The 25,734-nt window shown below is 53.2% G+C and carries 22 protein-coding genes and 1 pseudogene; 17 read left to right on the top strand and 6 right to left on the bottom strand.

Annotated features, from left to right (window positions below; genetic code table 11):
- Positions 1-39 precede the first annotated feature (39 nt).
- From ubiG to yfaE, 4 genes are all read left to right on the top strand, one after another.
- On the top strand, positions 40-768 hold the full coding sequence (ubiG, locus tag ICA20_RS08020; protein ID WP_038642230.1) for a bifunctional 2-polyprenyl-6-hydroxyphenol methylase/3-demethylubiquinol 3-O-methyltransferase UbiG: 729 nt from the start codon (positions 40-42) through the stop codon (positions 766-768).
- Positions 769-1,188: 420 nt separating this feature from the next.
- Complete coding sequence (gene nrdA, locus ICA20_RS08015) at positions 1,189-3,474, top strand: class 1a ribonucleoside-diphosphate reductase subunit alpha (RefSeq protein ID WP_038642232.1); 2,286 nt, start codon at positions 1,189-1,191, stop codon at positions 3,472-3,474.
- Positions 3,475-3,585: 111 nt separating this feature from the next.
- On the top strand, positions 3,586-4,716 hold the full coding sequence (nrdB, locus tag ICA20_RS08010) for a class Ia ribonucleoside-diphosphate reductase subunit beta (RefSeq protein ID WP_038642234.1): 1,131 nt from the start codon (positions 3,586-3,588) through the stop codon (positions 4,714-4,716).
- Positions 4,716-4,970 (top strand): ferredoxin-like diferric-tyrosyl radical cofactor maintenance protein YfaE, encoded by a 255-nt coding sequence (gene yfaE / locus ICA20_RS08005; RefSeq protein ID WP_038642236.1) that lies wholly within the window; start codon positions 4,716-4,718, stop codon positions 4,968-4,970. The genes nrdB and yfaE overlap by 1 nt, the downstream gene beginning before the upstream one ends.
- Before the next feature lie 3 nt (positions 4,971-4,973).
- Here the strand turns inward: yfaE and ICA20_RS08000 are convergent, their stop codons facing one another.
- Positions 4,974-6,164, bottom strand: coding sequence for an MFS transporter (locus tag ICA20_RS08000; RefSeq protein WP_038642238.1), 1,191 nt, complete (start codon positions 6,162-6,164; stop codon positions 4,974-4,976).
- Between the two features lie 161 nt (positions 6,165-6,325).
- On the opposite strand from ICA20_RS08000, the gene ICA20_RS07995 reads away from it, so the two are divergent.
- Positions 6,326-7,204, top strand: a complete 879-nt coding sequence (locus ICA20_RS07995) for a LysR family transcriptional regulator (RefSeq protein WP_038642240.1) — start codon at positions 6,326-6,328, stop codon at positions 7,202-7,204.
- Positions 7,205-7,264: 60 nt separating this feature from the next.
- Here the strand turns inward: ICA20_RS07995 and glpQ are convergent, their stop codons facing one another.
- Entirely contained in the window at positions 7,265-8,332 is a 1,068-nt protein-coding gene (gene glpQ, locus ICA20_RS07990) for a glycerophosphodiester phosphodiesterase (RefSeq protein ID WP_038642242.1), read from the bottom strand.
- A gap of 3 nt (positions 8,333-8,335) precedes the next feature.
- The gene (gene glpT / locus ICA20_RS07985; protein WP_038642244.1) at positions 8,336-9,694 is read right to left on the bottom strand and encodes a glycerol-3-phosphate transporter; all 1,359 of its coding nucleotides are present in this window, start codon (positions 9,692-9,694) and stop codon (positions 8,336-8,338) included.
- 270 nt (positions 9,695-9,964) lie between these two features.
- On the opposite strand from glpT, the gene glpA reads away from it, so the two are divergent.
- The 4 genes and pseudogenes from glpA to ICA20_RS07965 all read left to right on the top strand — a co-directional run bounded on the left by glpA (position 9,965) and on the right by ICA20_RS07965 (position 15,141).
- Positions 9,965-11,593: an anaerobic glycerol-3-phosphate dehydrogenase subunit A gene (gene glpA / locus ICA20_RS07980; protein ID WP_038642246.1), complete on the top strand. Its 1,629-nt coding sequence runs from the start codon at positions 9,965-9,967 to the stop codon at positions 11,591-11,593.
- Complete coding sequence (gene glpB / locus ICA20_RS07975; RefSeq protein WP_038642248.1) at positions 11,583-12,842, top strand: glycerol-3-phosphate dehydrogenase subunit GlpB; 1,260 nt, start codon at positions 11,583-11,585, stop codon at positions 12,840-12,842. The genes glpA and glpB overlap by 11 nt, the downstream gene beginning before the upstream one ends.
- Complete coding sequence (gene glpC / locus ICA20_RS07970) at positions 12,839-14,029, top strand: anaerobic glycerol-3-phosphate dehydrogenase subunit GlpC (RefSeq protein WP_038642250.1); 1,191 nt, start codon at positions 12,839-12,841, stop codon at positions 14,027-14,029. The genes glpB and glpC overlap by 4 nt, the downstream gene beginning before the upstream one ends.
- A gap of 183 nt (positions 14,030-14,212) precedes the next feature.
- Positions 14,213-15,141 (top strand): annotated as a pseudogene (locus ICA20_RS07965) (Rpn family recombination-promoting nuclease/putative transposase).
- Positions 15,142-15,179: 38 nt separating this feature from the next.
- On the opposite strand, the gene ICA20_RS07960 reads toward ICA20_RS07965, so the two are convergent.
- Together ICA20_RS07960 and ICA20_RS07955 are read right to left on the bottom strand one after the other, a co-directional pair.
- Positions 15,180-16,376, bottom strand: coding sequence for a nicotinamide mononucleotide deamidase-related protein YfaY (locus ICA20_RS07960; protein WP_038642252.1), 1,197 nt, complete (start codon positions 16,374-16,376; stop codon positions 15,180-15,182).
- A gap of 79 nt (positions 16,377-16,455) precedes the next feature.
- Positions 16,456-16,998, bottom strand: a complete 543-nt coding sequence (locus ICA20_RS07955; protein WP_038642254.1) for a YfaZ family outer membrane protein — start codon at positions 16,996-16,998, stop codon at positions 16,456-16,458.
- 315 nt (positions 16,999-17,313) lie between these two features.
- On the opposite strand from ICA20_RS07955, the gene nudI reads away from it, so the two are divergent.
- The 8 genes from nudI (at position 17,314) to arnF (ending at position 25,405) form a co-directional block, all read left to right on the top strand.
- Positions 17,314-17,739: a nucleoside triphosphatase NudI gene (gene nudI, locus ICA20_RS07950; protein WP_038642256.1), complete on the top strand. Its 426-nt coding sequence runs from the start codon at positions 17,314-17,316 to the stop codon at positions 17,737-17,739.
- 292 nt (positions 17,740-18,031) lie between these two features.
- Positions 18,032-19,171 carry a UDP-4-amino-4-deoxy-L-arabinose aminotransferase gene (arnB, locus tag ICA20_RS07945; RefSeq protein WP_038642258.1) on the top strand — a complete coding sequence of 380 codons (1,140 nt, stop codon included), beginning with the start codon at positions 18,032-18,034 and terminating at the stop codon, positions 19,169-19,171.
- A 2-nt stretch (positions 19,172-19,173) separates the two neighbouring features.
- Complete coding sequence (gene arnC / locus ICA20_RS07940; RefSeq protein WP_038642260.1) at positions 19,174-20,157, top strand: undecaprenyl-phosphate 4-deoxy-4-formamido-L-arabinose transferase; 984 nt, start codon at positions 19,174-19,176, stop codon at positions 20,155-20,157.
- Positions 20,154-22,136 carry a bifunctional UDP-4-amino-4-deoxy-L-arabinose formyltransferase/UDP-glucuronic acid oxidase ArnA gene (gene arnA, locus ICA20_RS07935; protein WP_038642262.1) on the top strand — a complete coding sequence of 661 codons (1,983 nt, stop codon included), beginning with the start codon at positions 20,154-20,156 and terminating at the stop codon, positions 22,134-22,136. Before arnC ends, arnA begins: the two co-directional genes overlap by 4 nt.
- Entirely contained in the window at positions 22,133-23,035 is a 903-nt protein-coding gene (gene arnD, locus ICA20_RS07930) for a 4-deoxy-4-formamido-L-arabinose-phosphoundecaprenol deformylase (RefSeq protein ID WP_038642264.1), read from the top strand. The genes arnA and arnD overlap by 4 nt, the downstream gene beginning before the upstream one ends.
- Complete coding sequence (gene arnT, locus ICA20_RS07925) at positions 23,032-24,687, top strand: lipid IV(A) 4-amino-4-deoxy-L-arabinosyltransferase (RefSeq protein WP_038642266.1); 1,656 nt, start codon at positions 23,032-23,034, stop codon at positions 24,685-24,687. The genes arnD and arnT overlap by 4 nt, the downstream gene beginning before the upstream one ends.
- Entirely contained in the window at positions 24,684-25,019 is a 336-nt protein-coding gene (gene arnE / locus ICA20_RS07920) for a 4-amino-4-deoxy-L-arabinose-phosphoundecaprenol flippase subunit ArnE (RefSeq protein ID WP_038642268.1), read from the top strand. Before arnT ends, arnE begins: the two co-directional genes overlap by 4 nt.
- Complete coding sequence (arnF, locus tag ICA20_RS07915; RefSeq protein ID WP_038642270.1) at positions 25,019-25,405, top strand: 4-amino-4-deoxy-L-arabinose-phosphoundecaprenol flippase subunit ArnF; 387 nt, start codon at positions 25,019-25,021, stop codon at positions 25,403-25,405. Before arnE ends, arnF begins: the two co-directional genes overlap by 1 nt.
- A 2-nt stretch (positions 25,406-25,407) precedes the next feature.
- Here arnF and pmrD read toward each other — a convergent pair whose 3' ends face one another.
- The gene (pmrD, locus tag ICA20_RS07910; RefSeq protein WP_038642272.1) at positions 25,408-25,671 is read right to left on the bottom strand and encodes a signal transduction protein PmrD; all 264 of its coding nucleotides are present in this window, start codon (positions 25,669-25,671) and stop codon (positions 25,408-25,410) included.
- Between the last annotated feature and the right edge of the window lie 63 nt (positions 25,672-25,734).

Genomic DNA, 25,734 nt, shown 5'->3' with positions numbered 1-25,734 from the left:
ATACTCATTTGCATCGCAAATTTAGGAGTAGAAGCCCCAATGAATGCCGAAAAACCCCCGGTAAGCCACAACGTTGACCATGAAGAAATTGCCAAGTTTGAAGCAGTCGCGTCACGCTGGTGGGACCTTGAGGGGGAATTTAAGCCACTGCACCGCATTAACCCGCTCCGTCTGGGCTACATCACGGAGCGCTCAGGCGGCCTGTTTGGTAAAAAGGTACTCGACGTCGGCTGCGGCGGCGGCATTCTGGCGGAAAGTATGGCGCGCGAAGGCGCAACCGTCACGGGCCTGGATATGGGCTTTGAACCGTTACAGGTAGCAAAACTGCATGCGCTGGAGAGCGGTATCCAGGTCGAGTACGTCCAGGAAACCGTCGAAGAGCATGCGGAAAAACATGCGCACCAGTATGACGTGGTGACCTGCATGGAAATGCTGGAGCACGTGCCGGACCCGCAGTCGGTGGTCAGCGCCTGCGCCAGGCTGGTTAAACCGGGCGGCGAAGTGTTTTTCTCCACGCTTAACCGCAACGGCAAATCCTGGCTGATGGCCGTGGTCGGAGCGGAATATATTTTGCGCATGGTGCCGAAAGGCACGCACGATGTGAAAAAATTTATTAAGCCTGCAGAGTTATTACAGTGGGTAGATCAGACCGTGCTGAAAGAGCGTCATATGACCGGCCTGCACTACAACCCGATCACCAACAGCTTTAAACTCGGTCCGGGCGTAGATGTGAACTATATGGTCCATACCACTGCCAGCGTTGATTAACCGCTTCCTGTAGGCCGGATAAGGCGTCCAACGCTGCTATTCGGCATGCTGACAGGAACAGGGCCTGATGGCGCTTCGCTTATCGGGCCTACAAATCCTGTGCCAGATCATAAGAACTTTCTTCGCCTTAGATGAAGAAATCAGCACTCGATCAAATTTTCTATTTTTTTTCTCAATTATTGACATCCCCGCCAGGCCTTATAAGACGCGCACTTAGCGATTCTTACCCTTTTGCAACCTCAATTTAACGTCAAAATCAACTCTTGTGCTGAAAAGAATCCCTACTAGAATACTCACCATATAGCGTCTATTTTATCAAACAACCCCTACATATAGTATTTATCCACAGACTTAGTCACAACATGACTCTGTGGATAATATGGGGGATATTTTTTCTTTCACGGACAGGTAAAAAACCACATGAATCAGAGTCTGCTGGTGACAAAGCGTGATGGTAGTACAGAGCGCATCAATCTCGACAAAATCCACCGAGTTCTGGATTGGGCGGCAGAAGGACTGAATAACGTATCGATTTCTCAGGTCGAGCTGCGCTCTCATATTCAGTTTTATGACGGTATCAAAACGTCCGATATCCATGAGACGATCATCAAAGCAGCCGCCGACCTGATCTCCCGCGAGGCACCGGATTATCAGTACCTGGCTGCCCGCCTGGCCATTTTCCACCTGCGTAAAAAAGCCTACGGCGAGTTTGAACCGCCTGCACTTTACGACCATGTCGTGAAAATGGTTGAAATGGGCAAATACGACAATCATCTGCTGGAAGACTACACGGAAGAAGAGTTCAAGCAGATGGACTCGTTCATCGTACACGACCGTGATATGACCTTCTCCTATGCTGCTGTGAAGCAGTTAGAAGGTAAATATCTGGTGCAAAACCGTGTCACCGGTGAGATTTATGAAAGCGCGCAGTTCCTCTACATTCTGGTAGCGGCCTGCCTGTTCTCTAACTATCCACGTGAAACGCGTCTGCAATATGTAAAACGTTTCTACGATGCCGTTTCAACGTTCAAAATTTCTCTGCCGACGCCAATTATGTCCGGCGTGCGTACCCCAACCCGCCAGTTCAGCTCCTGCGTACTGATCGAGTGCGGCGACAGCCTGGATTCCATCAACGCCACCTCCAGCGCTATCGTGAAATATGTTTCTCAGCGCGCCGGTATCGGTATCAACGCCGGCCGCATCCGTGCGCTGGGCAGCCCGATTCGCGGCGGTGAAGCGTTCCACACTGGCTGTATTCCGTTCTATAAGCACTTCCAGACCGCGGTGAAATCCTGCTCGCAAGGCGGCGTGCGCGGCGGTGCGGCCACCCTGTTCTACCCGATGTGGCATCTGGAAGTCGAAAGCCTGCTGGTGCTGAAAAACAACCGCGGCGTTGAAGGCAACCGCGTGCGTCATATGGACTACGGCGTGCAGATCAACAAGCTGATGTATACCCGTCTGCTGAAAGGCGGCGACATCACCCTGTTCAGCCCGTCCGACGTCCCGGGCCTGTATGATGCGTTCTTCGCCGACCAGGACGAGTTCGAACGTCTGTACACCCAATATGAAAACGACGACAGCATCCGTAAACAGCGCGTGAAAGCGGTTGAACTGTTCTCCCTGATGATGCAGGAACGTGCCTCTACCGGCCGTATCTACATTCAGAACGTTGACCACTGCAACACCCACAGCCCGTTTGATCCGGTTGTTGCGCCGGTGCGCCAGTCCAACCTGTGTCTGGAAATCGCCCTGCCGACCAAACCACTGACCGACGTGAACGACGAAAACGGCGAAATTGCGCTGTGTACGCTATCCGCATTTAACCTGGGTGCTATCAACAGCCTGGACGAGCTGGAAGAGCTGGCCGTACTGGCGGTACGCGCGCTGGATGCACTGCTGGATTATCAGGATTACCCAATCCCGGCCGCCAAACGCGGCGCAATGGGCCGTCGTACGCTGGGTATTGGCGTCATCAACTACGCCTACTGGCTGGCGAAAAACGGTAAGCGTTATTCTGACGGTAGCGCCAATAACCTGACCCACAAAACCTTTGAAGCCATTCAGTATTACCTGCTGAAAGCTTCTAACGAGCTGGCAAAAGAGCAAGGTGCGTGCCCGTGGTTTAACGAAACAACTTACTCCCAGGGTATTTTGCCGATCGATACCTATAAGAAAGACCTTGATGCTATCTCTGACGAGCCGCTGCACCTGGACTGGGAAGCGTTGCGTGAGTCCATCAAGACTCACGGCCTGCGTAACTCCACGCTCTCTGCGCTGATGCCGTCGGAAACCTCTTCGCAGATCTCTAATGCGACCAACGGTATTGAACCACCGCGCGGCTACGTGAGCATCAAAGCGTCTAAAGATGGGATTCTGCGTCAGGTCGTGCCGGACTACGAACACTTGCACGACGCCTACGAACTGCTGTGGGAAATGCCGAGCAACGACGGTTATCTGCAACTGGTAGGTATCATGCAGAAGTTTATCGATCAGTCGATTTCCGCCAACACCAACTATGATCCGACGCGTTTCCCATCAGGAAAAGTGCCGATGCAGCAGTTGCTGAAAGACCTGCTCACCGCCTACAAATTTGGCGTCAAAACGCTGTATTATCAGAACACCCGCGATGGCGCGGAAGATACTCAGGACGATCTGGTGCCGTCTATTCAGGACGATGGCTGCGAAAGCGGCGCATGTAAGATCTGATGAATATTGCCGGGTGGCGCTACGCTTACCCGGCCTACGATTGCACGGTTTGTAGGCCGGATAAGGTGTTTGTACCGCATCCGGCGCTCATCCCACAAAGGATTCACATTAATGGCATACACCACTTTTTCACAGACGAAAAATGATCAGCTTCTGGAACCGATGTTCTTCGGCCAGCCGGTGAACGTCGCCCGCTACGATCAGCAAAAATATGACATCTTCGAAAAACTGATCGAAAAGCAGCTCTCTTTCTTCTGGCGTCCGGAAGAGGTCGATGTTTCCCGCGATCGCATCGACTTCCAGGCGCTGCCGGAGCATGAAAAGCATATCTTCATCAGCAACCTGAAGTATCAGACGCTGCTGGACTCCATTCAGGGACGTAGCCCGAACGTCGCGCTGCTGCCGTTAATCTCGATTCCTGAACTGGAAACCTGGGTCGAAACGTGGGCGTTTTCTGAAACGATCCACTCGCGTTCTTATACCCATATCATCCGTAACATCGTCAACGATCCGGCGGTGGTGTTTGACGATATCGTCACCAACGAGCAGATCCAGAAGCGCGCGGAAGGCATTTCCAGCTACTATGACGAATTGATCGAGATGACCAGCTATTGGCATCTTCTCGGTGAAGGCACCCATAGCGTTAATGGCAAAACGGTTGTCGTGAACCTGCGTGAGCTGAAGAAAAAGCTGTACCTGTGCCTGATGAGCGTGAACGCGCTGGAAGCCATTCGCTTCTACGTCAGCTTCGCCTGCTCCTTCGCCTTCGCCGAACGTGAACTGATGGAAGGCAACGCGAAAATTATTCGTCTGATCGCCCGCGACGAAGCCCTGCATCTGACCGGTACACAGCACATGCTGAACCTGCTGCGCAGCGGTGTAGACGACCCAGAGATGGCGGAAATCGCAGAAGAGTGTAAGCAAGAGTGCTACGACCTGTTCGTGCAGGCCGCGCTGCAAGAGAAAGAGTGGGCGGACTATCTGTTCCGTGACGGTTCGATGATCGGTCTGAACAAAGATATTCTGTGCCAGTACGTTGAGTACATCACCAACATTCGTATGCAGGCTGTTGGGCTGGATCTGCCGTTCCAGACGCGTTCTAACCCGATCCCATGGATCAACACCTGGCTGGTGTCCGATAACGTACAGGTTGCGCCGCAGGAAGTGGAAGTCAGCTCTTATCTGGTCGGCCAGATCGACTCCGAGGTTGATACCGACGATCTGAGTAACTTCCAGCTCTGATGGGCCGCGTTACTCTGCGCATCTCTGGCACACAGCTGCTGTGCCAGGATGAACACCCCTCCCTGCTTGCCGCACTCGAATCGCACAATGTTGAAGTCGAATACCAGTGTCGTGAGGGTTACTGTGGTTCCTGCCGTACCCGCCTGGTGGCGGGACAGGTGGACTGGATCGCCGAGCCTCTGGCCTTTATTCAGCCGGGCGAAATATTGCCCTGCTGTTGCCGGGCAAAAGGCGATATTGAAATCGAGCTGTAACGGTTAGTGCACTTCGTGTGCGCTAACTAACGGCATCGCCCCGCGACGCTTCATCTGTGCAATGTACAGCGCCCCGGCTAAAACCACCAGCAGCGCCCCTACCAGATAAATCGCCCGATAGCCCACACCCTCGACCATCATCCCCATAATGAACGCGCCGATCGCCATTCCCGCATCCATCGCATTGAAGAAAAGCGAATTGGCGATGCCAATTTTATGCGGCTCCACCGAGCTAATAATTTGTGTCTGGAATACCGGCGTGACTGAACCATAACCAATGCCGATTAATCCCCCGGCAATAATCATCATGATACTGCCGTTGGTGTAGCCAAGCGCCACCAGTCCGATGGTAAAGGCCAGCAAACACGGATATACCACGTATTTCGGCCCCTTTTTATCACAAATGTTGCCGGTAAAGGTTCGACAGATCATCAGACAAATGGCGTAGCACAACAGGAAATTACTGGCGGCGGCCATCAGATCCAACTCGCGCGCATACAGCGCGAGAAAAGCAGAAACACCCGCATAGGAGAAAGTCATGAAAAACGTCACCATCGCGAAAGGCAGCGCGGCGCGATCAAACATTGCCGCAAATCCCAGCTTCGGTTTTGAGCCGTCGGCATGACGGATGACCGGCGGTACGGCGACGATCAATGACAGGATAATACCCAGTACGGCAACCGCGCTACACAGCCAGAATGCGGTGGTAAAAGCTTCCCAGCGTGCCATATTCAGCCCTACCCACGGCCCCACAACCATTGCCAGCCCCATGGCCAACGAGAAAAAACTGATGCCCTCCCCACGTCGGGAGGCCGGTATCAGCCGCGCGGAAATCGTTCCTTTTACCGTGGTAATGACGCCAAACGTCACCCCATGAAGCACCCGAATAAACAGCAGCGATTCAATTGAGTGGCAAACAGGATACAGCGCAGTGACAACCAAAAAGGCCAGAGAAGAGAGCACCAGAATCGTTTTATTCGAATATTTCCCCACCCATTGCCCGGCGAACGGACGCACAACAATTGCGGCACCTAAAAAGAAGGTGACCAATAAGCCGGCTTTATCTGGCGTGGCGTGCAGGCGATCCGAAATATAGATCGGTAATAACGTGAGCAGGACATAAAACACAAAGAATATAATGAAGCTAATTATCGTGATTGCCCAAAAATCTTTCGTCCACAGTTTTTCTTTCATATTCGACAGCCTGTCCAGACGGCGCACGCAGGCAACGCTCAGCTCAACTGAGCAACGGAGAGGTGCGTCAAAATGTGATTTATACGGTAGACCGCAAGTGTAAACAGATTCATCATATTAGAGAAATTAATCGTTTTAATATTGTTAATTAGAGGGAACTAATGACATTAACCCAGATCCACGCCCTGCTTACCGTGCTTGAATGCGGCGGTTTTACCGAAGCCAGTAAGCGGTTGTATATGACCCAATCCGCTGTGAGCCAGGCCATTTCGGTGCTTGAAGAAGAGTTGGGAGTCGAATGTCTTATCCGCGAGCGCCGTAAAGACATTCAGCTCACCCCGGTTGGAAGGCGGATCGTTCCGCACCTGCGCATGATCGTTGCAGAAACCAACGCGGTGAAAGAAATTGCCGAGCAGGAGCGAAAAAACCCAGCCCGAACCCTGCGCATCGGCTGCTTTCCCAGCGCCTGCGCCTGCATTTTACCGGGCATTATCCACCACTTCGAGCAGCATCATCCGCACATCAAAATCATTCCCTTCGAAGAGAACAGCACGGCGATCGTTGATTCCCTGCGCAGTGGGGATATCGATGCCGGATTTGTGCATTTTCCGGTGAGCGGCATGTACTGCGTACCGGTCTATCGCGACAAATTTACCGTCGTGGTTCCCGAAAGCCATCCTCTGGCAGCCCATACCGCGGTTACGGTTGAACAACTGGTGGGAGAACCGCTGATTATCAGTAAAGGTCGCTATGAATTAAGCATCATGACGCTATTTAAAGAGAAAGGTATCGAGCCGGTTATTAAATACGAATTTAACCATCCGGATACCGCGATGAGTTTTATTCGTCAGGGGCTGGGTATTGCGTTATTACCGGAGTTAACGCTGAAAGCCGTTGGCGGGGAGATACGCTCGGTGGCGCTGGAGCCGACGTTCTATCGACAGATATCGTTACTGGCAAAAGAGCCGCCGGTGGACGGCAGCCCTTTATTTCTCCTGCAGGCTTGTATGGAAACGTTGACAGCAGACGGCCTTATCTAACAGTTTATAACGTTATCCAATAAGGCCTGTGACCGGAGGTGCATCACAGGCCTTGTGCCATTACTCTTTATTCAGGAATTTGACTGCTTTGTCGGGGAAGTCGGTGAACAACCCGTCAACGCCCGCCTTGTTATACAGAATGTCATACAGCTGGTTTACGTCAGTGGTGTAATCCGGTAGCTGATCGGCACGAACAGTATAAGGATGCACCACCATCTTGTTCTGATGCGCGTCCTGAACCATGCCAGTTAACGAGATATTGCCTTTTTTCGACTTCTCATCAACCAGCATGTGGTAGTCCGGCCCAATGCCGTCCGCATACTGCGCCACCTGCTTCATGGCACCCGGTTTAAACATCCAGTCGTAGTTGTAATTAACCCAACTACCGTCCGGCTTTTTCTCCTGGGTTTCATTCCAGTCAGTGTACGCAATCAACTGCACCAGATTGAGATCCATCCCCATCTTTGGTTCCAGTTCGTTTTTAATGCGCTTTAACTCCGCGACATCAAAACACTGTAGGTAAACCTTGTCGTTTTTGCTGGTATACCCGTACTTTTTCAGCACTTCCAGCGTTTTCGCTGCGATGTCCTTCCCTTCCTGGTGATGGAACCACGGCGCCTTCATTTCCGGGTAAATGCCGATGTTTTTACCGGTTGAATGATTCAGTCCCTGAACGAACTCTATCTCTTCTTCGAAGGTGTGCACGCGGAAATCAGATTTACCCATCGGGAAGCGCCCAGGGTAAGTCTGTACCTTTTTGCCATTCTCGATATCAAAGCCTTCGGTAAATTTCAGCGATTTGATCTCGTCCAGCGTAAAGTCGATGGCGTAATAACGTCCATCTTTACGCGCACGATTCGGAAAACGCTCAGCGACATCGGTGACGCGGTCCAGGTAGTGGTCATGCAGGACGACCAGATGGTCATCCTTGGTCATTACCAAATCCTGCTCCAGATAATCCGCGCCCTGAGCATAGGCCATCGCTTTCGCGGGCAGCGTATGCTCCGGTAAATAACCGCTTGCCCCACGATGCGCAATCACGATTTTATCGGCGGCGACCGCCGCGCTGCTAACAACCATACCAGCCAGCATCAGCGCCACGCTGAGACTTTTCAATGTGGTTTTCATTAATTAGCCCCCGTTACGTTTCAGCTGTACTTCTTCGTGGTGACGTTTTTCACCAATCATGACGACCACCAGCAGAATGACCGCCAGCACGCTACCGCCAATCATCACCATAAAGCCGCCGTCCCAGCCGAAGAAGTCAACGGTGTAGCCGACAATGGCGCTCGCCGCCACAGAACCGCCGAGATAACCGAACAGTCCGGTAAAGCCTGCTGCCGTGCCCGCCGCTTTTTTCGGCGCCAGTTCCAGCGCGTGCAGACCGATCAACATGACCGGGCCGTAGATCAGGAAGCCGATGATAATCATACAAGCCATATCAACGTTCGGGTTACCTGCCGGGTTCATCCAGTAAACAATGGTCGCGATAGTCACCAGCGTCATAAAGAACACGCCGGTCGCGCCACGGTTGCCACGGAAGACTTTATCCGACATCCAACCACACAGCAGCGTGCCCGGAATACCCGCGTATTCATACAGGAAGTAGGCCCAGGATGATTTATCGAGTGCGAAATGCTTCACTTCTTTCAGGTAGGTTGGTGACCAGTCCAGGATGCCGTAGCGCAGCAGATAAACGAACACGTTGGCGATAGCGATGTACCACAACAGTTTGTTTGGCAGTACATACTGCATGAAGATCTGCTTGGCGGTCAGCTCTTCTTCGGCTTTCTCGTTGTAGTCGTCCGGGTAGTCGTTCTTATACTCTTCGATAGGCGGCAGACCGCAAGACTGCGGCGTATCTCGCATCATCGCAAAGGCGAACAGCGCAACCACAATCGCACCGAAAGCAGGCATATACAGCGCCGCTTTCCAGTCATTGAACCAGGCCATACCGAGCAGGAACAGCAGAGGAGGCAGACCGCCGCCCACGTTGTGCGCACAGTTCCAGACGGAAACAATGCCGCCACGTTCTTTCTGCGACCACCAGTGCACCATGGTACGGCCACACGGCGGCCACCCCATCCCCTGGAACCATCCGCAGAGGAACAGCAGCACAAACATAATCGCAATGCTCGATGTCGCCCACGGCACAAAGCCCATAAACAACATCACTGCGGCAGCCAGAATCAAACCTGCTGGCAGGAAAACGCGCGGATTCGAGCGATCCGAAACGGACCCCATGATGAATTTCGAAAATCCGTAAGCGATGGAGATACCGGACAAGGCAAAACCCAGATCGCCGCGAGAGAAACCCTGCTCAACCAGATATGGCATCGCCAGGGCAAAGTTCTTACGTACCAGATAGTACGCGGCATAACCAAAGAAAATCCCCAGGAAAATCTGCCAACGCAATCGACGATATGTCGGATCGATCTCCGTAGCAGGCAAACGCGCCTTATGTGGCGCTGGTTTAAAAATACTCAACATAGCGTAGCCTCCGTGGCCGTCTTTCATTCGAAGTAAACACTGCAGTTCGTCATTACTACCCTACCGCTTCCAGTGTGGCCGCGATGTTAAGGAAAGATACCTAACAAAAATGTGAAACGCAGCACAAATTGTTACAGATTTATGACAAATGTTCATAAAGGCGCACGAAATCACGTTTCATTTTCGAATAATGAGCGATTATGCGCGAAATCAAACAATCCATGTTTTTTATGTGGCTAAATGATAAAAAACGAACTGTGAGGAAAAACAATGAAAACTCGCGACTCGCAAACAAGTGACGTGATTATCATTGGTGGAGGAGCAACAGGTGCAGGGATCGCACGCGACTGTGCGCTGCGCGGGTTGCGCGTCATCTTAGTGGAACGCCACGATATCGCCACGGGCGCGACCGGACGTAACCATGGCCTGCTGCACAGCGGTGCGCGCTACGCCGTCACCGACGCTGAATCTGCCCGTGAGTGCATCAGCGAAAACCAGATTCTGAAACGTATCGCCCGTCATTGCGTTGAGCCGACGGACGGTCTGTTTATTACCCTGCCGGAGGATGAGCTCTCCTTCCAGGCTACCTTCATTCGCGCCTGTGAAGAGGCCGGTATTCGCGCAGAAGCGATTGACCCTCAGCAGGCGCGCATTATCGAACCCTCCGTCAACCCACAGCTGATTGGCGCGGTCAAAGTGCCCGACGGTACGGTCGATCCCTTCCGCTTAACCGCCGCCAACATGCTGGATGCGCGTGAGCATGGCGCGGTTATCTTAACGGCCCATGAAGTGACGGGGCTGATTCGCGAAGGGACAACGGTTTGCGGCGTTAACGTGCGCAATCATCTGACGGGTGAGATGCAGTCCCTGCATGCGCCGGTGGTGGTGAATGCCGCCGGGATCTGGGGCCAGCGCATTGCCGAATATGCCGATCTGAGTATCCGGATGTTCCCGGCCAAAGGATCGCTGCTGATTATGGATCATCGCATAAACCAGCATGTCATTAATCGCTGCCGTAAACCTTCTGACGCCGATATTCTGGTGCCTGGCGATACCATTTCGCTCATTGGTACCACCTCGCAGCACATTGATTACGACGATATCGACAGCAACCGCGTCACCGCAGAAGAGGTCGATATTCTGCTGCGCGAAGGTGAGAAACTGGCGCCGATTATGGCGAAAACGCGCATTTTACGCGCCTACTCCGGTGTGCGACCGCTGGTCGCCAGCGACGACGATCCAAGCGGTCGTAACGTCAGCCGCGGTATTGTGCTGTTCGATCACGCTGAACGTGACGGACTGGATGGGTTTATCACCATTACCGGCGGCAAACTGATGACCTACCGTCTGATGGCGGAATGGGCCACCGATGCCGTTTGCCGTAAGCTGGGCAATTCTCAACCTTGCACCACCGCAGACACCGCGCTGCCCGGCTCGCAGGAATCCACCGAGCACACGCTGAAACGCGTAATTTCGTTGCCCGCGCCGTTGCGCGGTTCGGCGGTCTACCGTCACGGCGATCGCACCCCGGCGTGGCTTAGCGAAGGTCGTCAGCACCGTAGCCTGGTCTGTGAATGTGAAGCGGTCACTGCGGGCGAAGTGCAATACGCCGTCGAGAATTTAACCGTCAACAGCCTGCTGGATTTGCGTCGCCGTACCCGCGTTGGTATGGGGACCTGCCAGGGCGAATTGTGCGCCTGCCGCGCCGCAGGTTTGCTGCAACGTTTTAATGTCACCACCGCTGCGCAATCTATTACCCAGCTTTCCGATTTCCTCAACGAGCGCTGGAAAGGCGTGCAGCCTATCGCCTGGGGCGACGCGCTGCGCGAAAGCGAATTCACGCGCTGGGTCTATCAGGGATTGTGCGGTCTGGAAAAGGAGCACCAGGATGAAATTTGATACCGTCATTATCGGCGGCGGCCTGGCAGGACTGCTGTGCGGCCTGCAACTGCAAAAAAGCGGGTTGCGCTGTACGATTGTCACGCGCGGCCAAAGCGCCTTGCATTTTTCCTCCGGCTCACTGGATTTGCTCAGCAACTTGCCCGATGGTCAACCGGTGATGGAGATAGAAGCCGGTCTGAATGCGCTGCGTACTCAGGCGCCCACGCATCCGTATAGCATCATCGGAACACAGAACGTCCTGGAACTGGCCCAGCAGGCGCAGGATCTGCTGGAAGAATGCGGAACGCATTTGCAGGGCAAAGTACGCCAGTCACATCAACGCGTAACCCCGTTGGGAACCCTGCGCTCAACCTGGTTAAGTTCCCCAGAAGTTCCAGTGTGGCCACTGTCCGCACAGCGTATCTGCGTTGTCGGTATCAGCGGTTTACTGGATTTTCAGGCGCATCTCGCCGCGGCCTCGCTGCGCCAGCGCAATCTCAGCGTCGAGACGGCGGAAATCGATCTGCCTGAACTGGATGTCCTGCGTGATAATCCAACCGAGTTTCGCGCTGTCAATATTGCGCGCCTGCTGGACAACGAAGATAAATGGTCGCTGCTCTATGATGCTTTACTGCCACTGGCAAAAACCTGCGACATGATTATTATGCCAGCCTGTTTCGGCCTGGCGGATGAGCGCCTTTGGCACTGGCTTAACGAGCGCCTGCCCTGCTCGTTGACGCTGTTACCGACTCTACCGCCTTCGGTACTGGGTATGCGTCTGCACAACAAATTACAGCGCCAGTTTGTACGCCAGGGCGGTGTCTGGATGCCGGGTGATGAAGTGAAGAAAATCACCTGTCAGGATGGCGTCGTCAGTGAAGTCTGGACCCGTAACCATGCCGATATCCCGTTGCGTCCACGCTTCGCCGTGCTCGCCAGCGGCAGCTTTTTCAGCAGCGGTCTGGTCGCCACGCGCGAGGCCATTCACGAACCGATCCTCGGACTGGATGTACAGCAAACCGCCACCCGCGCCGAGTGGTATCAGCGTGATGTCTTCGATCCGCAACCGTGGCAACAGTTTGGCGTCACAACCGATGCCACTTTGCGCCCGTCGCTGGCGGGGAAAACGGTAGAGAACATGTATGCCATCGGTTCTGTTCTCGGTGGTTTTGACCCTATTGCCGAGGGTTGCGGAGGCGGCGTATGTGCAGTCAGCGCCTTACACGCCGCACATGACATTGCGAAACGTGCAGGAGGACAGCAATGAGCGACACACGTTTTGAAAGTTGTATCAAGTGTACGGTGTGCACCACCGCCTGCCCAGTAAGCCGCGTCAATCCGGGCTACCCTGGCCCAAAACAGGCCGGACCGGACGGCGAGCGTCTGCGTCTGAAAGATGGCGCGTTATACGACGATGCGCTGAAATACTGCATCAACTGTAAGCGCTGCGAAGTGGCATGCCCGTCAGATGTGAAAATTGGCGATATCATCCAGCGTGCGCGCGCCAAATATGACACTACGCGTCCATCGCTGCGTAATTTTGTTTTAAGCCATACGGATTTAATGGGAAGTGTATCCACCCCGTTCGCGCCGATAGTGAATACCGCCACCTCGCTGAAACCGGTACGCCAGTTGCTGGACTACGCGCTGAAAATCGACCATCGCCGTACGCTGCCGAAATACTCCTTTGGTACGTTCCGCCGCTGGTATCGCAGCGTTGCTGCACAGCAGGCGCAGTATCCGGAGCAGGTCGCCTTTTTCCACGGCTGTTTTGTTAATTACAACCATCCGCAACTCGGTAAAGACCTGATCAAGGTCCTGAACGCCATGGGAACCGGCGTACAGCTGCTGAGCAAAGAGAAATGCTGCGGCGTACCGCTGATCGCCAACGGCTTTACCGATAAAGCGCGCAAGCAGGCGGTCAGCAACGTGGCCTCGCTCAGGGAAGCAATTGACGGGAAAGGTATTCCGGTGATCGCCACCTCATCAACCTGTACCTTTGCACTCCGCGATGAGTACCCGGAAGTGCTGGACGTCGACAACACCGGCCTGCGCGAACATATTGAGCTGGCGACCCGCTGGCTGTGGCGCAAGCTGGATGAAGGCAAAACGTTGCCGCTGAAGACGCTACCGCTGAAAGTGGTCTATCACACGCCTTGCCATATGGAGAAAATGGGCTGGACGCTCTACACGCTGGAGCTGCTGCGCCAAATTCCGGGACTGGAGCTGACGGTGTTAGATTCTCAGTGTTGCGGAATCGCCGGAACATACGGCTTTAAAAAGGAAAACTACCCGACGTCACAATCGATTGGCGCACCGTTATTCCGCCAGATTGAAGAAAGCGGTGCCGATATCGTTGTCACCGACTGTGAAACCTGTAAATGGCAGATAGAGATGTCTACAAGCCTTCGCTGTGAACATCCGATCACCCTGCTTGCCAAAGCATTAGGTTAACTCTGTTGCCCGGTGGCGTTTGTTACCGGGCATTTTTGCGTACTCTGTTCCGCCTATCTGAATACGTTGCAATCGGGCGTATTTATCTCTGATTCACTCACGCAAATAGCCAAATCCCCCAATGCAGCTCTGATTAAAAGTGAGTACCGTCATGCCATCTTCTCCTTCAGGTGACGGACTACCATGGATGAATCAACCACCGCTACACCGCATGATGCCGTTTTTAAGAAGATAATGTCTTACCCTGAGATGGCTCGGGATTTTCTGGATATTCACCTTCCTCCAGCATTACGTGAAATGTGCGATTTGCAAACGCTGAAGCTGGAGCCCGGCAGTTTTATCGAACAGGATCTCCGCGCGTTCTATTCCGACGTATTGTGGTCGTTAAAAACCCGCGAAGGCCAGGGTTATATTTATTGTGTTATTGAACATCAGAGTACAGCGGTACAGCAATGGCATTTCGCCTGATGCGTTATGCCATTGCGGCGATGCAGCATCATCTTGATGCTGGAAATAAAACGCTGCCACTGGTCGTTCCCATGTTGTTTTATCACGGCCAGCAAAGTCCCTACCCCTGGTCACTCAACTGGCTGGATGAATTTGACTGTCCGCAGCTGGCACGGCAACTGTATTCAGAGGCTTTCCCGCTGGTGGACATCACCGTAATACCGGACGATGAGATTGCGCAGCATCGGCGCGTCGCGTTGCTTGAATTAATGCAAAAACATATTCGCGATCGTGATTTGATGGGGCTGGTGGACCGTCTGGTCTCGCTTTTAGTTACAAGCACCGCTAATGACAGCCAGCTGCAAACGCTATTAAATTACCTGCTACGATACGGCAATGTTTCTCACGTCAGCGCATTTATCCATGAGGTTGCCGAACGTTCCCCCCATCACAAGGAGAGGTTGATGACGATCGCAGAGAGGCTAAGACAAGAAGGCCACCACCATGGCCTACAAGAAGGGATACAGCAAGGATTAGAACAGGGAGTGCAAAAAGGTACGCAAGAAGAAGCCTTACGTATCGCTCGCATGATGCTGGAAAATGGAATTGATCATAATTTGGTTCAGTTAATTACCGGGCTATTGCCTGGCGATGTTACAGAGTGAGTCAGGTTGGGAAGATTTGTAGCCTTCCCAATCAATGTTTAAATCGTCAGCGATTCAACCACTTCTATCCAGCCGTGTTCGCTGGCGATATCCTGGCCGTTTAGCCAACGACGCAGCATATTCAGCGCCATCATCGCGCAAACTTCCTGACGAATCGGCAAACTGTAGCGATTAGCGCTAAGCCTTACGCGCAAGGCATGTGTCCCATCCGGGGTTGCCAGCGCAAAGTTAATATGTTCGCTTTCGAATGCCGATACTGCCAGCGCCAGCCCGGCATAGTGTTTGCCGCGTCGCTCGGTAATCCAGTGCGCCGTTTGCGCCAGCGTTTCTTCCTGAGGTGGAACCACTTCACTCGCTAGCAGAGGAGCATTAGCGCGAGAGAGCTGGAGTGCAACTAAGCCACCGGTGAACTGTTCGCTCAGCGTCAGACTGTATTGTCGCTCCTGCAATGTGCGGGCGATTTGCGCCGGCAAACCTTCCGTACCTTCGAATATCATATTCTGCCCGGCAACCCGCTTCACTTCAGGCCACAGCGCCAGCATGGCGTCTCGTTGGGAATCAGGCCCGGTCAGCTTCAGCTCAATAATCGGCATCGACGAGCGGTAACCCATTGTCACTCCCGGCGGCAAAGGCAGCGGATCCAGACTCTGCGCCAGATCGCTTTCGGAACGGCCAAAGGTGGTTAATCGCAGGCAGAGAGGTGGTTGAGGCAGAGAAAAACGCTCACGCAAACGCGGCAGAATCTCATGCTCAACCATGACTTTAAATTCCGATGGCACGCCAGGCGTAAAGAACATCAGGCAGCGGTTTAGCTTCACGGCGAACCCGCACGCGGTGCCGACCGGATTATTGATAAATTCAGCGCTGGCAGGAAGCTCAGCCTGTTTGCGGTTGCTCGACGCCATCACGCGGCCACGGTCGCGGAAATAACGCTCCATCTCGGCCAGCCAGGCTTCATGCAATACCAGCCCCTCGCCTTTTGCCGTTGCCGCCGCCTGCGCGCTTAAATCATCGCTGGTCGGCCCCAGACCGCCATTAACGATCAACACATCGGCGTGTTCGCTACGCTCACGTAGAATAGCGACCAAATCGTCAAGATTGTCCCCTACCGTATTACGGCGGGTTAACGGTAATCCCTGATTAAAGAAAAAATCAGCCAGCCAGGCGGCATTGGTGTCGACGATTTGTCCGTGCAACACTTCATCCCCGGTGGATAGCATCTCCACGTTTAACATCGTGTTCTCCTGCTTTTATGATGAAAACACTATAGCGCATGGAGGGGGGAAGGCGCGACTGAACGCCGCGCCAGAAATGTCAGAAGCTGGCGTTAACCCCAACGTACGGACCATCAGCAATCGCGTTATCGCGGTTGCCATCTTTACCCGCCAGGTTCAGGTAGCGATAACCGGCTTCAATGCTCAGCGGGCGCATAATTGTCAGACGCGCACCGGCATTGGCTTCTTCATAGCTGTCGATACCGCTGGAAAGCGAATCAGGAGAGTAATAGTACTCGCCAAACAGGCGGAAACTATCGCCAATCGGCCACTGCAAACCGCCACCAACTGCCGCCGCGTAGCCTTCATCACCATCATTAGGGTTAGTATAAATACCTTTCCCTCCGACGGTTGCCAGCAACGGACCAAGTGGAATATTCAGACCCAGTCCCAGACCGGCTGCATCGCCGTCGTCATCGTTATGCATCCAGTTACCGCTGACCGCCAGTCCGGTAGATTCAGTCCCCATACCAAACCCAAGGTTGGTGTAATCTTCGCCCGCCTGGCCACTAATGCTAATTGCGCTCGCCGATGCGGAAACAAACAGCATTCCGGCAAAACCCAACATTAAACTTTTTTTCATTTTCTATCCTTTCCAGCAAGAATCAAAACATAGCCCCAAAACCGAGGAATTGTACTGCCAGATGACAAGGAATCAATGAGCTAAAAAAGCGATGCAATGGCATATTGTAACCAAATACTACTTACAAGTTTGAGTTAAGGTTAAATTCCAGGGCTATTTGCAGAATCGACATAGCAGGCCCCCGTTTTCAACAAACATCCCCTTCTCCCCTGATAAAGCAGGGTTAAACGTCACGGAAGCGTTTTTTCTGCCGCCAGCAAAAGGTAAGATGGGTACACAATGGAATTCTCAGCATCCCCTACAAGGACCCAACCTATGCGCCAAAGAACGATTGTTTGTCCATTAATTCAAAATAATGGCTGTTATTTACTGTGCAAAATGGCTGATGACCGTGGCGTTTTCCCCGGCCAGTGGGCGCTTTCTGGCGGCGGTGTTGAAGCGGGCGAACGCATTGAAGAGGCTTTGCGTCGGGAAGTAAGGGAAGAACTGGGCGAACAGCTCGTGTTGTCAGAAATTACCCCCTGGACCTTCAGTGATGATATTCGCACCAAAACCTATGCCGATGGCAGCCAGGAAGAGATTTACATGATTTACCTCATCTTTGATTGTGTCGCGGCGAATCGTGAAGTGAACATTAACGAAGAGTTTCAGGCATTCGCCTGGGTTAAACCGGAAGATCTCGGCACGTACGACTTAAATGTCGCCACGCGTAAAACGTTAACCCTGAAAGGATTACTGTAAATTATCATTCTAATAGCGACATAAAATACCTTCCTGAATTGCGGCATTGCATTGACCTGGCTACAGCAACCAGCAATGCCGTTTACGCCACGCCATTTCTGTAAAATTCATTTAATTTCAAAACAATAAATTAAAAACACCGTTATTTTTCTTTATATCTCGAACCTTAAACTCTTAAGGATAAATTAACCTTCAGTCATTAACCTTTGAAGCCTGATAAATAATTAACGACGCCCCTGTTTATCGCGAAAAATAAAACGTCGGTGGCGTTAAATGGCTTGAAGGAATAATGATGTCTGACTTTTTGCCTTTCTCTCGCCCGGCGATGGGAGCTGAAGAACTTGCCGCAGTGAAGGCGGTTCTGGACTCGGGATGGATAACCACCGGCCCGCAAAATCAGCAGTTGGAACAAGCCTTCTGCCAGCTCACGGGAAATCAGCATGCCGTCGCCGTCTGCTCCGCCACCGCTGGAATGCACATCACGCTAATGGCGCTGGGCATTGGTGCGGGCGATGAGGTCATCACGCCATCAATGACGTGGGTTTCTACCCTCAATATGATTGTCCTGCTGGGTGCGACGCCGGTCATGGTCGACGTTGATCGTGATACGCTCATGGTCACGCCAGAGCAGATTGAAGCGGCCATCACGCCGAGAACCAAAGCGATTGTTCCGGTACATTACGCAGGCGCCCCGGCCGATCTTGACGCGATTTATGCCATTGGCGAGCGCTATGGCATTCCGATCATCGAAGATGCGGCGCACGCCGTAGGGACGTTATATAAGAATCGTCATGTCGGCGCGCACGGCACCGCTATTTTCTCGTTTCACGCCATCAAAAATATTACCTGTGCGGAAGGTGGGCTGATTGTTACCGACGACGGCCAGCTTGCCCAGCGGCTTCGCAGTCTGAAGTTTCACGGCCTGGGCGTTGATGCTTTTGATCGACAAACCTACGGCCGCGCGCCGCAGGCTGAAGTGTTGGCGCCAGGATACAAATACAACCTCACGGATATCAATGCCGCCATCGCGCTGATCCAGCTGAAGAAACTGGAGCAACTGAACTCACGCCGCGCACAAATTGCCCGGGAGTATCAACAGGCGCTGGCCGATACGCCATTTCAACCGTTGAGCCTGCCCCAGTGGTCTCACGTTCACGCCTGGCATCTGTTTATCATTCGTGTTGACGAAGCGCGCTGTGGCCTGAACAGAGATGCCTTAATGGAAGCGCTGAAGGCCAGAAATATCGGCACCGGTCTGCATTTTCGTGCGGCCCATACGCAAAAATATTATCGCGAACGCTTCACCACGCTTTCGCTGCCCAATACAGAGTGGAATAGCGCACGCATCTGCTCGCTGCCGTTGTTCCCCGATATGACCGCCACTGACACCCAGCGAGTTATTACGGCACTTCGCGAGATTGCAGGACAATAACCATGTTTGAAGCAACACCGATCAAAAAAGTCTCGGTGGTCATTCCCGTTTTTAATGAACAGGAAAGCCTGCCAGAGCTAATCAGACGTACCAGCGCCGCCTGCGAAAAATTGGGCAAAGAGTATGAAATCTTGCTGATCGATGACGGCAGCAGCGACCATTCCGCGCAACTGATGATGGACGCGTCTCAGGCGCCGAACAGCCATATTGTTTCTATTCTGCTGAACCGCAATTACGGCCAGCACTCGGCGATTATGGCCGGTTTCAGCCATGTCACCGGTGACTTGATCATCACGCTGGATGCCGATTTACAAAACCCGCCGGAGGAGATCCCCCGGCTGGTCGCCACCGCAGATGAAGGCTTCGATGTGGTCGGAACGGTACGCCAGAACCGACAGGACAGCGTATTTCGTAAAACCGCCTCGCGCATGATCAACCACCTGATTCAGCGTACTACCGGTAAAGCAATGGGCGACTACGGCTGCATGCTACGCGCCTACCGTCGCCATATTGTCGATGCCATGCTGCATTGTCAGGAGCGCAGCACCTTTATTCCGATTCTGGCCAACATTTTTGCCCGTCGCGCCACGGAGATCCCGGTACACCATGCAGAGCGTGAATTTGGTGATTCTAAATACAGCTTCATGCGTCTGATCAACCTGATGTATGACCTGGTGACCTGTCTGACCACCACGCCGTTACGTATGTTGAGCCTGCTCGGCAGCGTGATTGCCGCCACGGGCTTTACGTTGTCCGTTCTGCTTGTTGTGTTGCGCCTGACGCTCGGCCCGCAGTGGGCCGCGGAAGGGGTATTCATGCTGTTTGCCGTCCTGTTTACCTTTATCGGCGCACAGTTCATTGGCATGGGTTTACTCGGCGAATATATCGGTCGCATCTATAACGATGTCCGCGCCCGCCCCCGCTATTTTGTTCAACACGTTATTCGCCCACAAACCACGCAGTCAACCGAGGAAAACCGCGCATGAAAGCCGTCGTATTTGCCTATCACGATATGGGATGTCAGGGTGTCCAGGCCTTGTTGGATGCAGGTTATGAAATCGCCGCAATTTTTACCCACACCGACAACCCGGGTGAGAAAGCGTTTTTTGGCTCTGTTTCCCGCCTCGCCGCCAGCGCCGGTATTCCGGTTTACGCCCCGGACGAGGTTAATCATCCTTTGTGGATCGAGCGCATTAGCCAACTGGCACCCGATGTTATCTTCTCGTTCTACTATCGCCATTTACTGAGTGAGGAGATCCTCAGTCTTGCGCCTAAGGGAGCATTTAATCTGCACGGTTCGCTGCTGCCGAAATATCGCGGCCGCGCGCCGCTGAACTGGGTATTGGTCAATGGCGAAACCGAAACCGGCGTCACGCTTCATCGCATGGTCAAACGCGCGGATGCCGGCGCTATTATCGCCCAGCAGTCTGTCGCTATCTCTCCGGATGATGTGGCGTTAACGCTGCACCATAAATTGTGCCAGGCTGCGCGTCACCTGCTGGAACAGGCGCTGCCCGCGATTAAAACGGGGGATTACGCAGAGCGCCCTCAACAGGAAGCAGAGGCTACCTGTTTTGGCCGCCGCACGCCGGAAGATAGCTTCCTTGACTGGAACAAACCCGCCGCGGAGCTGCATAACCAGGTCCGCGCCGTCAGCGATCCGTGGCCGGGCGCATTTAGCTATGTCGGCACGCAAAAGTTCACCGTCTGGTCGTCGCGTGTTTGCACAAATAGCCTTGCAGCCCAACCGGGCACCGTCATCTCCGTGTCGCCTTTGCTGATCGCCTGTGTCGATGGCGCACTGGAGATTATTACCGGGCAAGCTGGCGATGGTATTGCAATGCAGGGCTCACAGCTGGCGCAGGTTCTGGGCCTCGTACCCGGTTCTCGTCTGAACAGCCAGTCAGTTACCAGCAGCAAACGTCGTACTCGCGTGCTGATCCTCGGCGTTAACGGCTTCATTGGTAACCATCTGACCGAGCGCCTGCTGCAAGAAGACAATTACGAAGTATATGGACTCGATATTGGCAGCGACGCCATTGGGCGTTTCCTGCAACATCCGCGTTTCCATTTCGTTGAAGGCGACATCAGTATTCACTCCGAATGGATTGAATATCATGTGAAAAAATGCGACGTCGTATTGCCGCTGGTCGCGATCGCCACGCCAATCGAATATACCCGTAACCCACTGCGCGTGTTTGAGCTTGATTTTGAAGAGAACCTGAAAATCATTCGCTACTGCGTGAAGTACCGTAAGCGCATCATTTTCCCGTCAACGTCCGAAGTCTACGGCATGTGTACTGATAAAGTCTTCGATGAGGACAGCTCGAATCTGATCGTCGGTCCGGTGAATAAACCGCGTTGGATCTACTCCGTTTCCAAACAGTTGCTGGACCGTGTGATCTGGGCATACGGCGAAAAAGAGGGATTGCGCTTCACCCTGTTCCGTCCGTTTAACTGGATGGGACCGCGTCTGGACAGTCTGAATGCCGCGCGAATCGGCAGCTCACGCGCCATTACCCAATTGATTCTCAATCTGGTGGAAGGCTCACCGATTAAGCTGATTGAAGGCGGCAAGCAAAAACGCTGCTTTACCGACATTCGCGATGGTATCGAAGCCCTGTACCGCATTATTGAAAATGAAGGCGGACGTTGTGACGGCGAGATTATCAACATTGGTAACCCGGAGAACGAAGCGAGTATTCAGGAACTGGCAGAAATGCTGCTTTCCTGCTTTGAAAAACATCCATTACGTCAGCATTTTCCGCCGTTTGCCGGTTTCCGCGACGTCGAAAGCAGCACCTACTATGGTAAAGGTTATCAGGACGTTGAGCATCGTAAGCCCAATATTCGCAACGCAAAACGTTGCCTGAACTGGGAACCCACCATTGAGATGCAGGAAACGGTAGAAGAGACGCTGGACTTCTTCTTACGCAGTGTGGATATCACGGAACACATATCATGACCAAAGTTGGCTTGCGCATTGATGTCGACACGTTCAGGGGGACGCGCGAAGGCGTGCCCCGCCTGCTGGAGACATTGAACCGACATAACGTTCGGGCAAGTTTTTTCTTTAGCGTGGGACCTGACAACATGGGACGCCATCTCTGGCGTCTTGTGAAGCCACAATTTCTGTGGAAGATGCTGCGCTCAAACGCAGCATCGCTCTACGGGTGGGATATTTTGCTGGCGGGTACAGCATGGCCGGGAAAAGAGATCGGCAAGGCCAATGCGGCAATGATTGCGCAAACCGCCCTGCTTCATGAAACCGGTTTGCATGCTTGGGATCACCATGCCTGGCAGGCGCGAAGCGGAAACTGGAATGACAAAGAGCTGATTGACGATATTTCACGTGGCATTACCGCCCTTGAAGCTATCATCAATCAGCCCGTTACCTGCTCCGCCGTTGCCGGATGGCGTGCCGACGACCGCGTCGTCCATGCCAAAGAAACATTCCATCTGCGTTATAACAGCGACTGTCGGGGAACGTCGTTATTCCGTCCTGTGCTGGCGTCCGGGAAAGCAGGTACGCCGCAAATTCCTGTCACATTACCCACATGGGATGAAGTGGTGGGTCAGGAGGTTCAGGCGGTGAACTTTAACGCTTATATTCTCTCCCACATCCGGATGAGCAGAGAGACGCCGGTATACACCATTCATGCAGAAGTGGAAGGTATTGCCTTTCAGCAGAATTTTGACGAGCTGCTCACTCGCGCTGCCGACATGGGAATTACGTTTTGCCCGCTCGGGGATCTGCTACCGGACGATATCAGTACGCTGCCAACAGGGCGGATCGTGCGTGGGAAAATTCCCGGCAGAGAGGGATGGATCGGCTGTCAGCAACCCGTGGATATGACACAATGAAATCGGTACGTAACGCCCTGGCATTTGTCGCTTTTATTGCGCTGTATTTTATTCTCCCCATTAATAGTCGTCTGCTGTGGCAGCCTGATGAAACGCGCTATGCCGAAATCAGTCGGGAGATGCTGACCTCTGGCGACTGGATCGTTCCGCACTTTTTAGGACTGCGTTATTTTGAAAAACCGATTGCCGGATACTGGTTGAACAGCATCGGGCAATGGCTGTTTGGCGCCAATAATTTTGGCGTCAGAGCGGGGGCGATTTTTGCCACCTTGCTGACTGCGCTACTGGTAGCCTGGCTTGCTATGCGAATATGGCAGGATAAGCGTACCGCAGTACTCTCTTCAGTCATCTTTTTAACCTTTTTTTCGGTCTATGGCATCGGCACCTACGCGGTACTCGATCCTATGATCGCACTCTGGCTGATGGCGGGCATGTGCTGCTTTTGGGTGGGGATGCAGGCCACGACCAGAACACGCAAAATCATCGCCTTTCTGCTGTTAGGGCTAACCTGCGGCATGGGCGTGATGACCAAGGGTTTCCTGGCGCTTGCCGTTCCTGTGCTCAGCGTACTGCCGTGGGTTTTCGTGCAAAAACGCTGGAAAGACCTGATCATCTACGGCCTGTTGGCAGTCGTCGGCTGCGTCGTGATTGTGCTGCCGTGGGGAGTTGCGATTGCTCAGCGTGAGCCGGACTTCTGGCATTATTTCTTTTGGGTCGAACACATTCAACGCTTCGCCCAGGATGATGCCCAACATAAAGCCCCTGTCTGGTACTACATTCCCGTGCTTTTGGCTGGCGCGTTACCGTGGCTCGGGCTGCTTCCCGGCGCGCTGCGCACGGGCTGGCGGGAACGCGATGTTTCGTGCAGCGCGCTATACCTGCTAAGCTGGATTATCATGCCGATCCTGTTTTTCAGCATCGCAAAAGGAAAACTGCCGACCTATATTCTTTCCTGCTTCGCGCCGTTGGCGATATTAACGGCGCGGTTCGGCCTGCAGGCCGCGCAAAAAGGTTCAGCCGCGCTGCGTGTGAATGGCTGGATCAACGTTCTGTTTGGTGTGGCGGGCATTATCGCCACGTTTATTGTTTCCACGCTGGGACCGTTGAAAACGCCTGTCTGGTCGCATATCGAAACCTATAAGGTTTTTTGTGCATGGGGTATTTTTCTCACCTGGACGCTCTTTGGCTGGTATACGTTAAATAACCGCGAGAAGAACTGGCAATTTGCCGCGTTTTGCCCATTAGGACTGGCACTGTTGTTTGGCTTCTCCATTCCCGATCGGGTCATGGAATCTAAACAACCGCAGTTTTTTGTCGAGATGACCAAAGAGTCGCTGGAATCCAGCCGCTATATTCTCACCGACAGCGTTGGCGTCGCCGCGGGGCTGGCCTGGAGCCTGAAGCGTGACGACATCATGCTATACGGACAAACAGGCGAGTTGAAATACGGCCTCAACTATCCGGATGCCCAGGGGCGCTTTGTCAGTCGGACGGACTTTGTCGACTGGTTAGCCCAACACCGTCAGCAAGGAAATATTACCCTCGTGCTCTCGATTGATAAGAATGAAGATATTAATCAACTAGCCATTCCTCCCGCTGATTATATCGATAATCAGGGGCGCCTGGTCCTGATTCAGTATCGACCGAAATGATCTGGATAGTCTTAGTTTTCGCCAGCCTGCTCAGCGTATGCGGACAGTTATGCCAGAAGCAGGCAACCCGTCCGGTACCATCAGGCAGGCGAAAACGCCATATTACGCAATGGATTGGGCTGGCCCTGGCAAGCCTCGGCCTGGCTATGCTGCTGTGGCTGGCGGTGTTGCAGAATATCCCTGTTGGCATCGCCTATCCCATGCTGAGCCTGAATTTTGTCTGGGTGACGCTGGCCGCCTGGAAAATCTGGCGCGAACCGGTCGCAACGCGCCACTGGCTGGGTGTGGGGCTGATAATCACCGGCATATTCATTCTTGGGAGCGCGGTGTAATGGGCATTTTTTGGGGATTATGTAGCGTTATTATCACCTCGGCCGCCCAACTGAGTCTCGGCTTTGCGATGGATAACCTGCCGCCGATGCTGCAACCGTTGAAATTTCTATCCGCCGTATTCGCCCTCAACGCTGGCGCATTTGCTCTTTTTAGTGGGCTGGCGGGATATTTACTGTCGGTAATTTGCTGGCATAAGGCCCTGCATCAGCTCGCCCTGAGCAAGGCTTATGCCCTGCTCAGCCTGAGCTATGTTCTGGTTTGGATCGCATCCATGATTCTGCCCGGCTGGCAGGGCACATTTTCAGTGAAGGCGCTGGTTGGGGTACTGTGCATCATGGCGGGTTTAATGGCGATTTTTCTGCCTGCTGACCAGCATCGGCGCTGAGCTCATTTATCTGCCGACAGTCGTACCAGGCGCTCCCATTCGTCACATATGTACTGTCTGGCATCGATTATTTTAATCACGCGAGATGCATCACGATTAACACAATACTGGGCGTCTTTCAGCGGTGAAAGGAGATCGCCGGGCTTAACCCGTTCGGAAGATTGCGCCTCAGCAAGCATCTTAAGTGATCCACCGCTATCGCAAAGTACGATATAGAGCCTCCCTGTTTTCTTATGGCAGCAAGACTTCTTCACATGCCATTCCATAGCGCACCTTTTGTTAATGAATTTCACATCAGGTTACACTTTAGCTGATAAACAAAACGACAA

Source organism: Citrobacter sp. C5_2, from assembly GCF_014596845.2.
GTDB lineage: Bacteria > Pseudomonadota > Gammaproteobacteria > Enterobacterales > Enterobacteriaceae > Citrobacter > Citrobacter werkmanii.
Note: the sequence above shows the minus strand (reverse complement) of the source record. Positions and strands in the feature narration are given on the sequence as shown.

Bases quoted from the DNA above. Each gene is read 5' to 3' on its own strand.
- ubiG (WP_038642230.1), top strand. From the start codon at position 40: ATGAATGCCGAAAAACCCCCGGTAAGCCACAACGTTGACCATGAAGAA.
- nrdA (WP_038642232.1), top strand. From the start codon at position 1,189: ATGAATCAGAGTCTGCTGGTGACAAAGCGTGATGGTAGTACAGAGCGC.
- nrdB (WP_038642234.1), top strand. From the start codon at position 3,586: ATGGCATACACCACTTTTTCACAGACGAAAAATGATCAGCTTCTGGAA.
- yfaE (WP_038642236.1), top strand. From the start codon at position 4,716: ATGGGCCGCGTTACTCTGCGCATCTCTGGCACACAGCTGCTGTGCCAG.
- ICA20_RS08000 (WP_038642238.1), bottom strand. From the start codon at position 6,164: ATGAAAGAAAAACTGTGGACGAAAGATTTTTGGGCAATCACGATAATT.
- ICA20_RS07995 (WP_038642240.1), top strand. From the start codon at position 6,326: ATGACATTAACCCAGATCCACGCCCTGCTTACCGTGCTTGAATGCGGC.
- glpQ (WP_038642242.1), bottom strand. From the start codon at position 8,332: ATGAAAACCACATTGAAAAGTCTCAGCGTGGCGCTGATGCTGGCTGGT.
- glpT (WP_038642244.1), bottom strand. From the start codon at position 9,694: ATGTTGAGTATTTTTAAACCAGCGCCACATAAGGCGCGTTTGCCTGCT.
- glpA (WP_038642246.1), top strand. From the start codon at position 9,965: ATGAAAACTCGCGACTCGCAAACAAGTGACGTGATTATCATTGGTGGA.
- glpB (WP_038642248.1), top strand. From the start codon at position 11,583: ATGAAATTTGATACCGTCATTATCGGCGGCGGCCTGGCAGGACTGCTG.
- glpC (WP_038642250.1), top strand. From the start codon at position 12,839: ATGAGCGACACACGTTTTGAAAGTTGTATCAAGTGTACGGTGTGCACC.
- ICA20_RS07960 (WP_038642252.1), bottom strand. From the start codon at position 16,376: ATGTTAAACGTGGAGATGCTATCCACCGGGGATGAAGTGTTGCACGGA.
- ICA20_RS07955 (WP_038642254.1), bottom strand. From the start codon at position 16,998: ATGAAAAAAAGTTTAATGTTGGGTTTTGCCGGAATGCTGTTTGTTTCC.
- nudI (WP_038642256.1), top strand. From the start codon at position 17,314: ATGCGCCAAAGAACGATTGTTTGTCCATTAATTCAAAATAATGGCTGT.
- arnB (WP_038642258.1), top strand. From the start codon at position 18,032: ATGTCTGACTTTTTGCCTTTCTCTCGCCCGGCGATGGGAGCTGAAGAA.
- arnC (WP_038642260.1), top strand. From the start codon at position 19,174: ATGTTTGAAGCAACACCGATCAAAAAAGTCTCGGTGGTCATTCCCGTT.
- arnA (WP_038642262.1), top strand. From the start codon at position 20,154: ATGAAAGCCGTCGTATTTGCCTATCACGATATGGGATGTCAGGGTGTC.
- arnD (WP_038642264.1), top strand. From the start codon at position 22,133: ATGACCAAAGTTGGCTTGCGCATTGATGTCGACACGTTCAGGGGGACG.
- arnT (WP_038642266.1), top strand. From the start codon at position 23,032: ATGAAATCGGTACGTAACGCCCTGGCATTTGTCGCTTTTATTGCGCTG.
- arnE (WP_038642268.1), top strand. From the start codon at position 24,684: ATGATCTGGATAGTCTTAGTTTTCGCCAGCCTGCTCAGCGTATGCGGA.
- arnF (WP_038642270.1), top strand. From the start codon at position 25,019: ATGGGCATTTTTTGGGGATTATGTAGCGTTATTATCACCTCGGCCGCC.
- pmrD (WP_038642272.1), bottom strand. From the start codon at position 25,671: ATGGAATGGCATGTGAAGAAGTCTTGCTGCCATAAGAAAACAGGGAGG.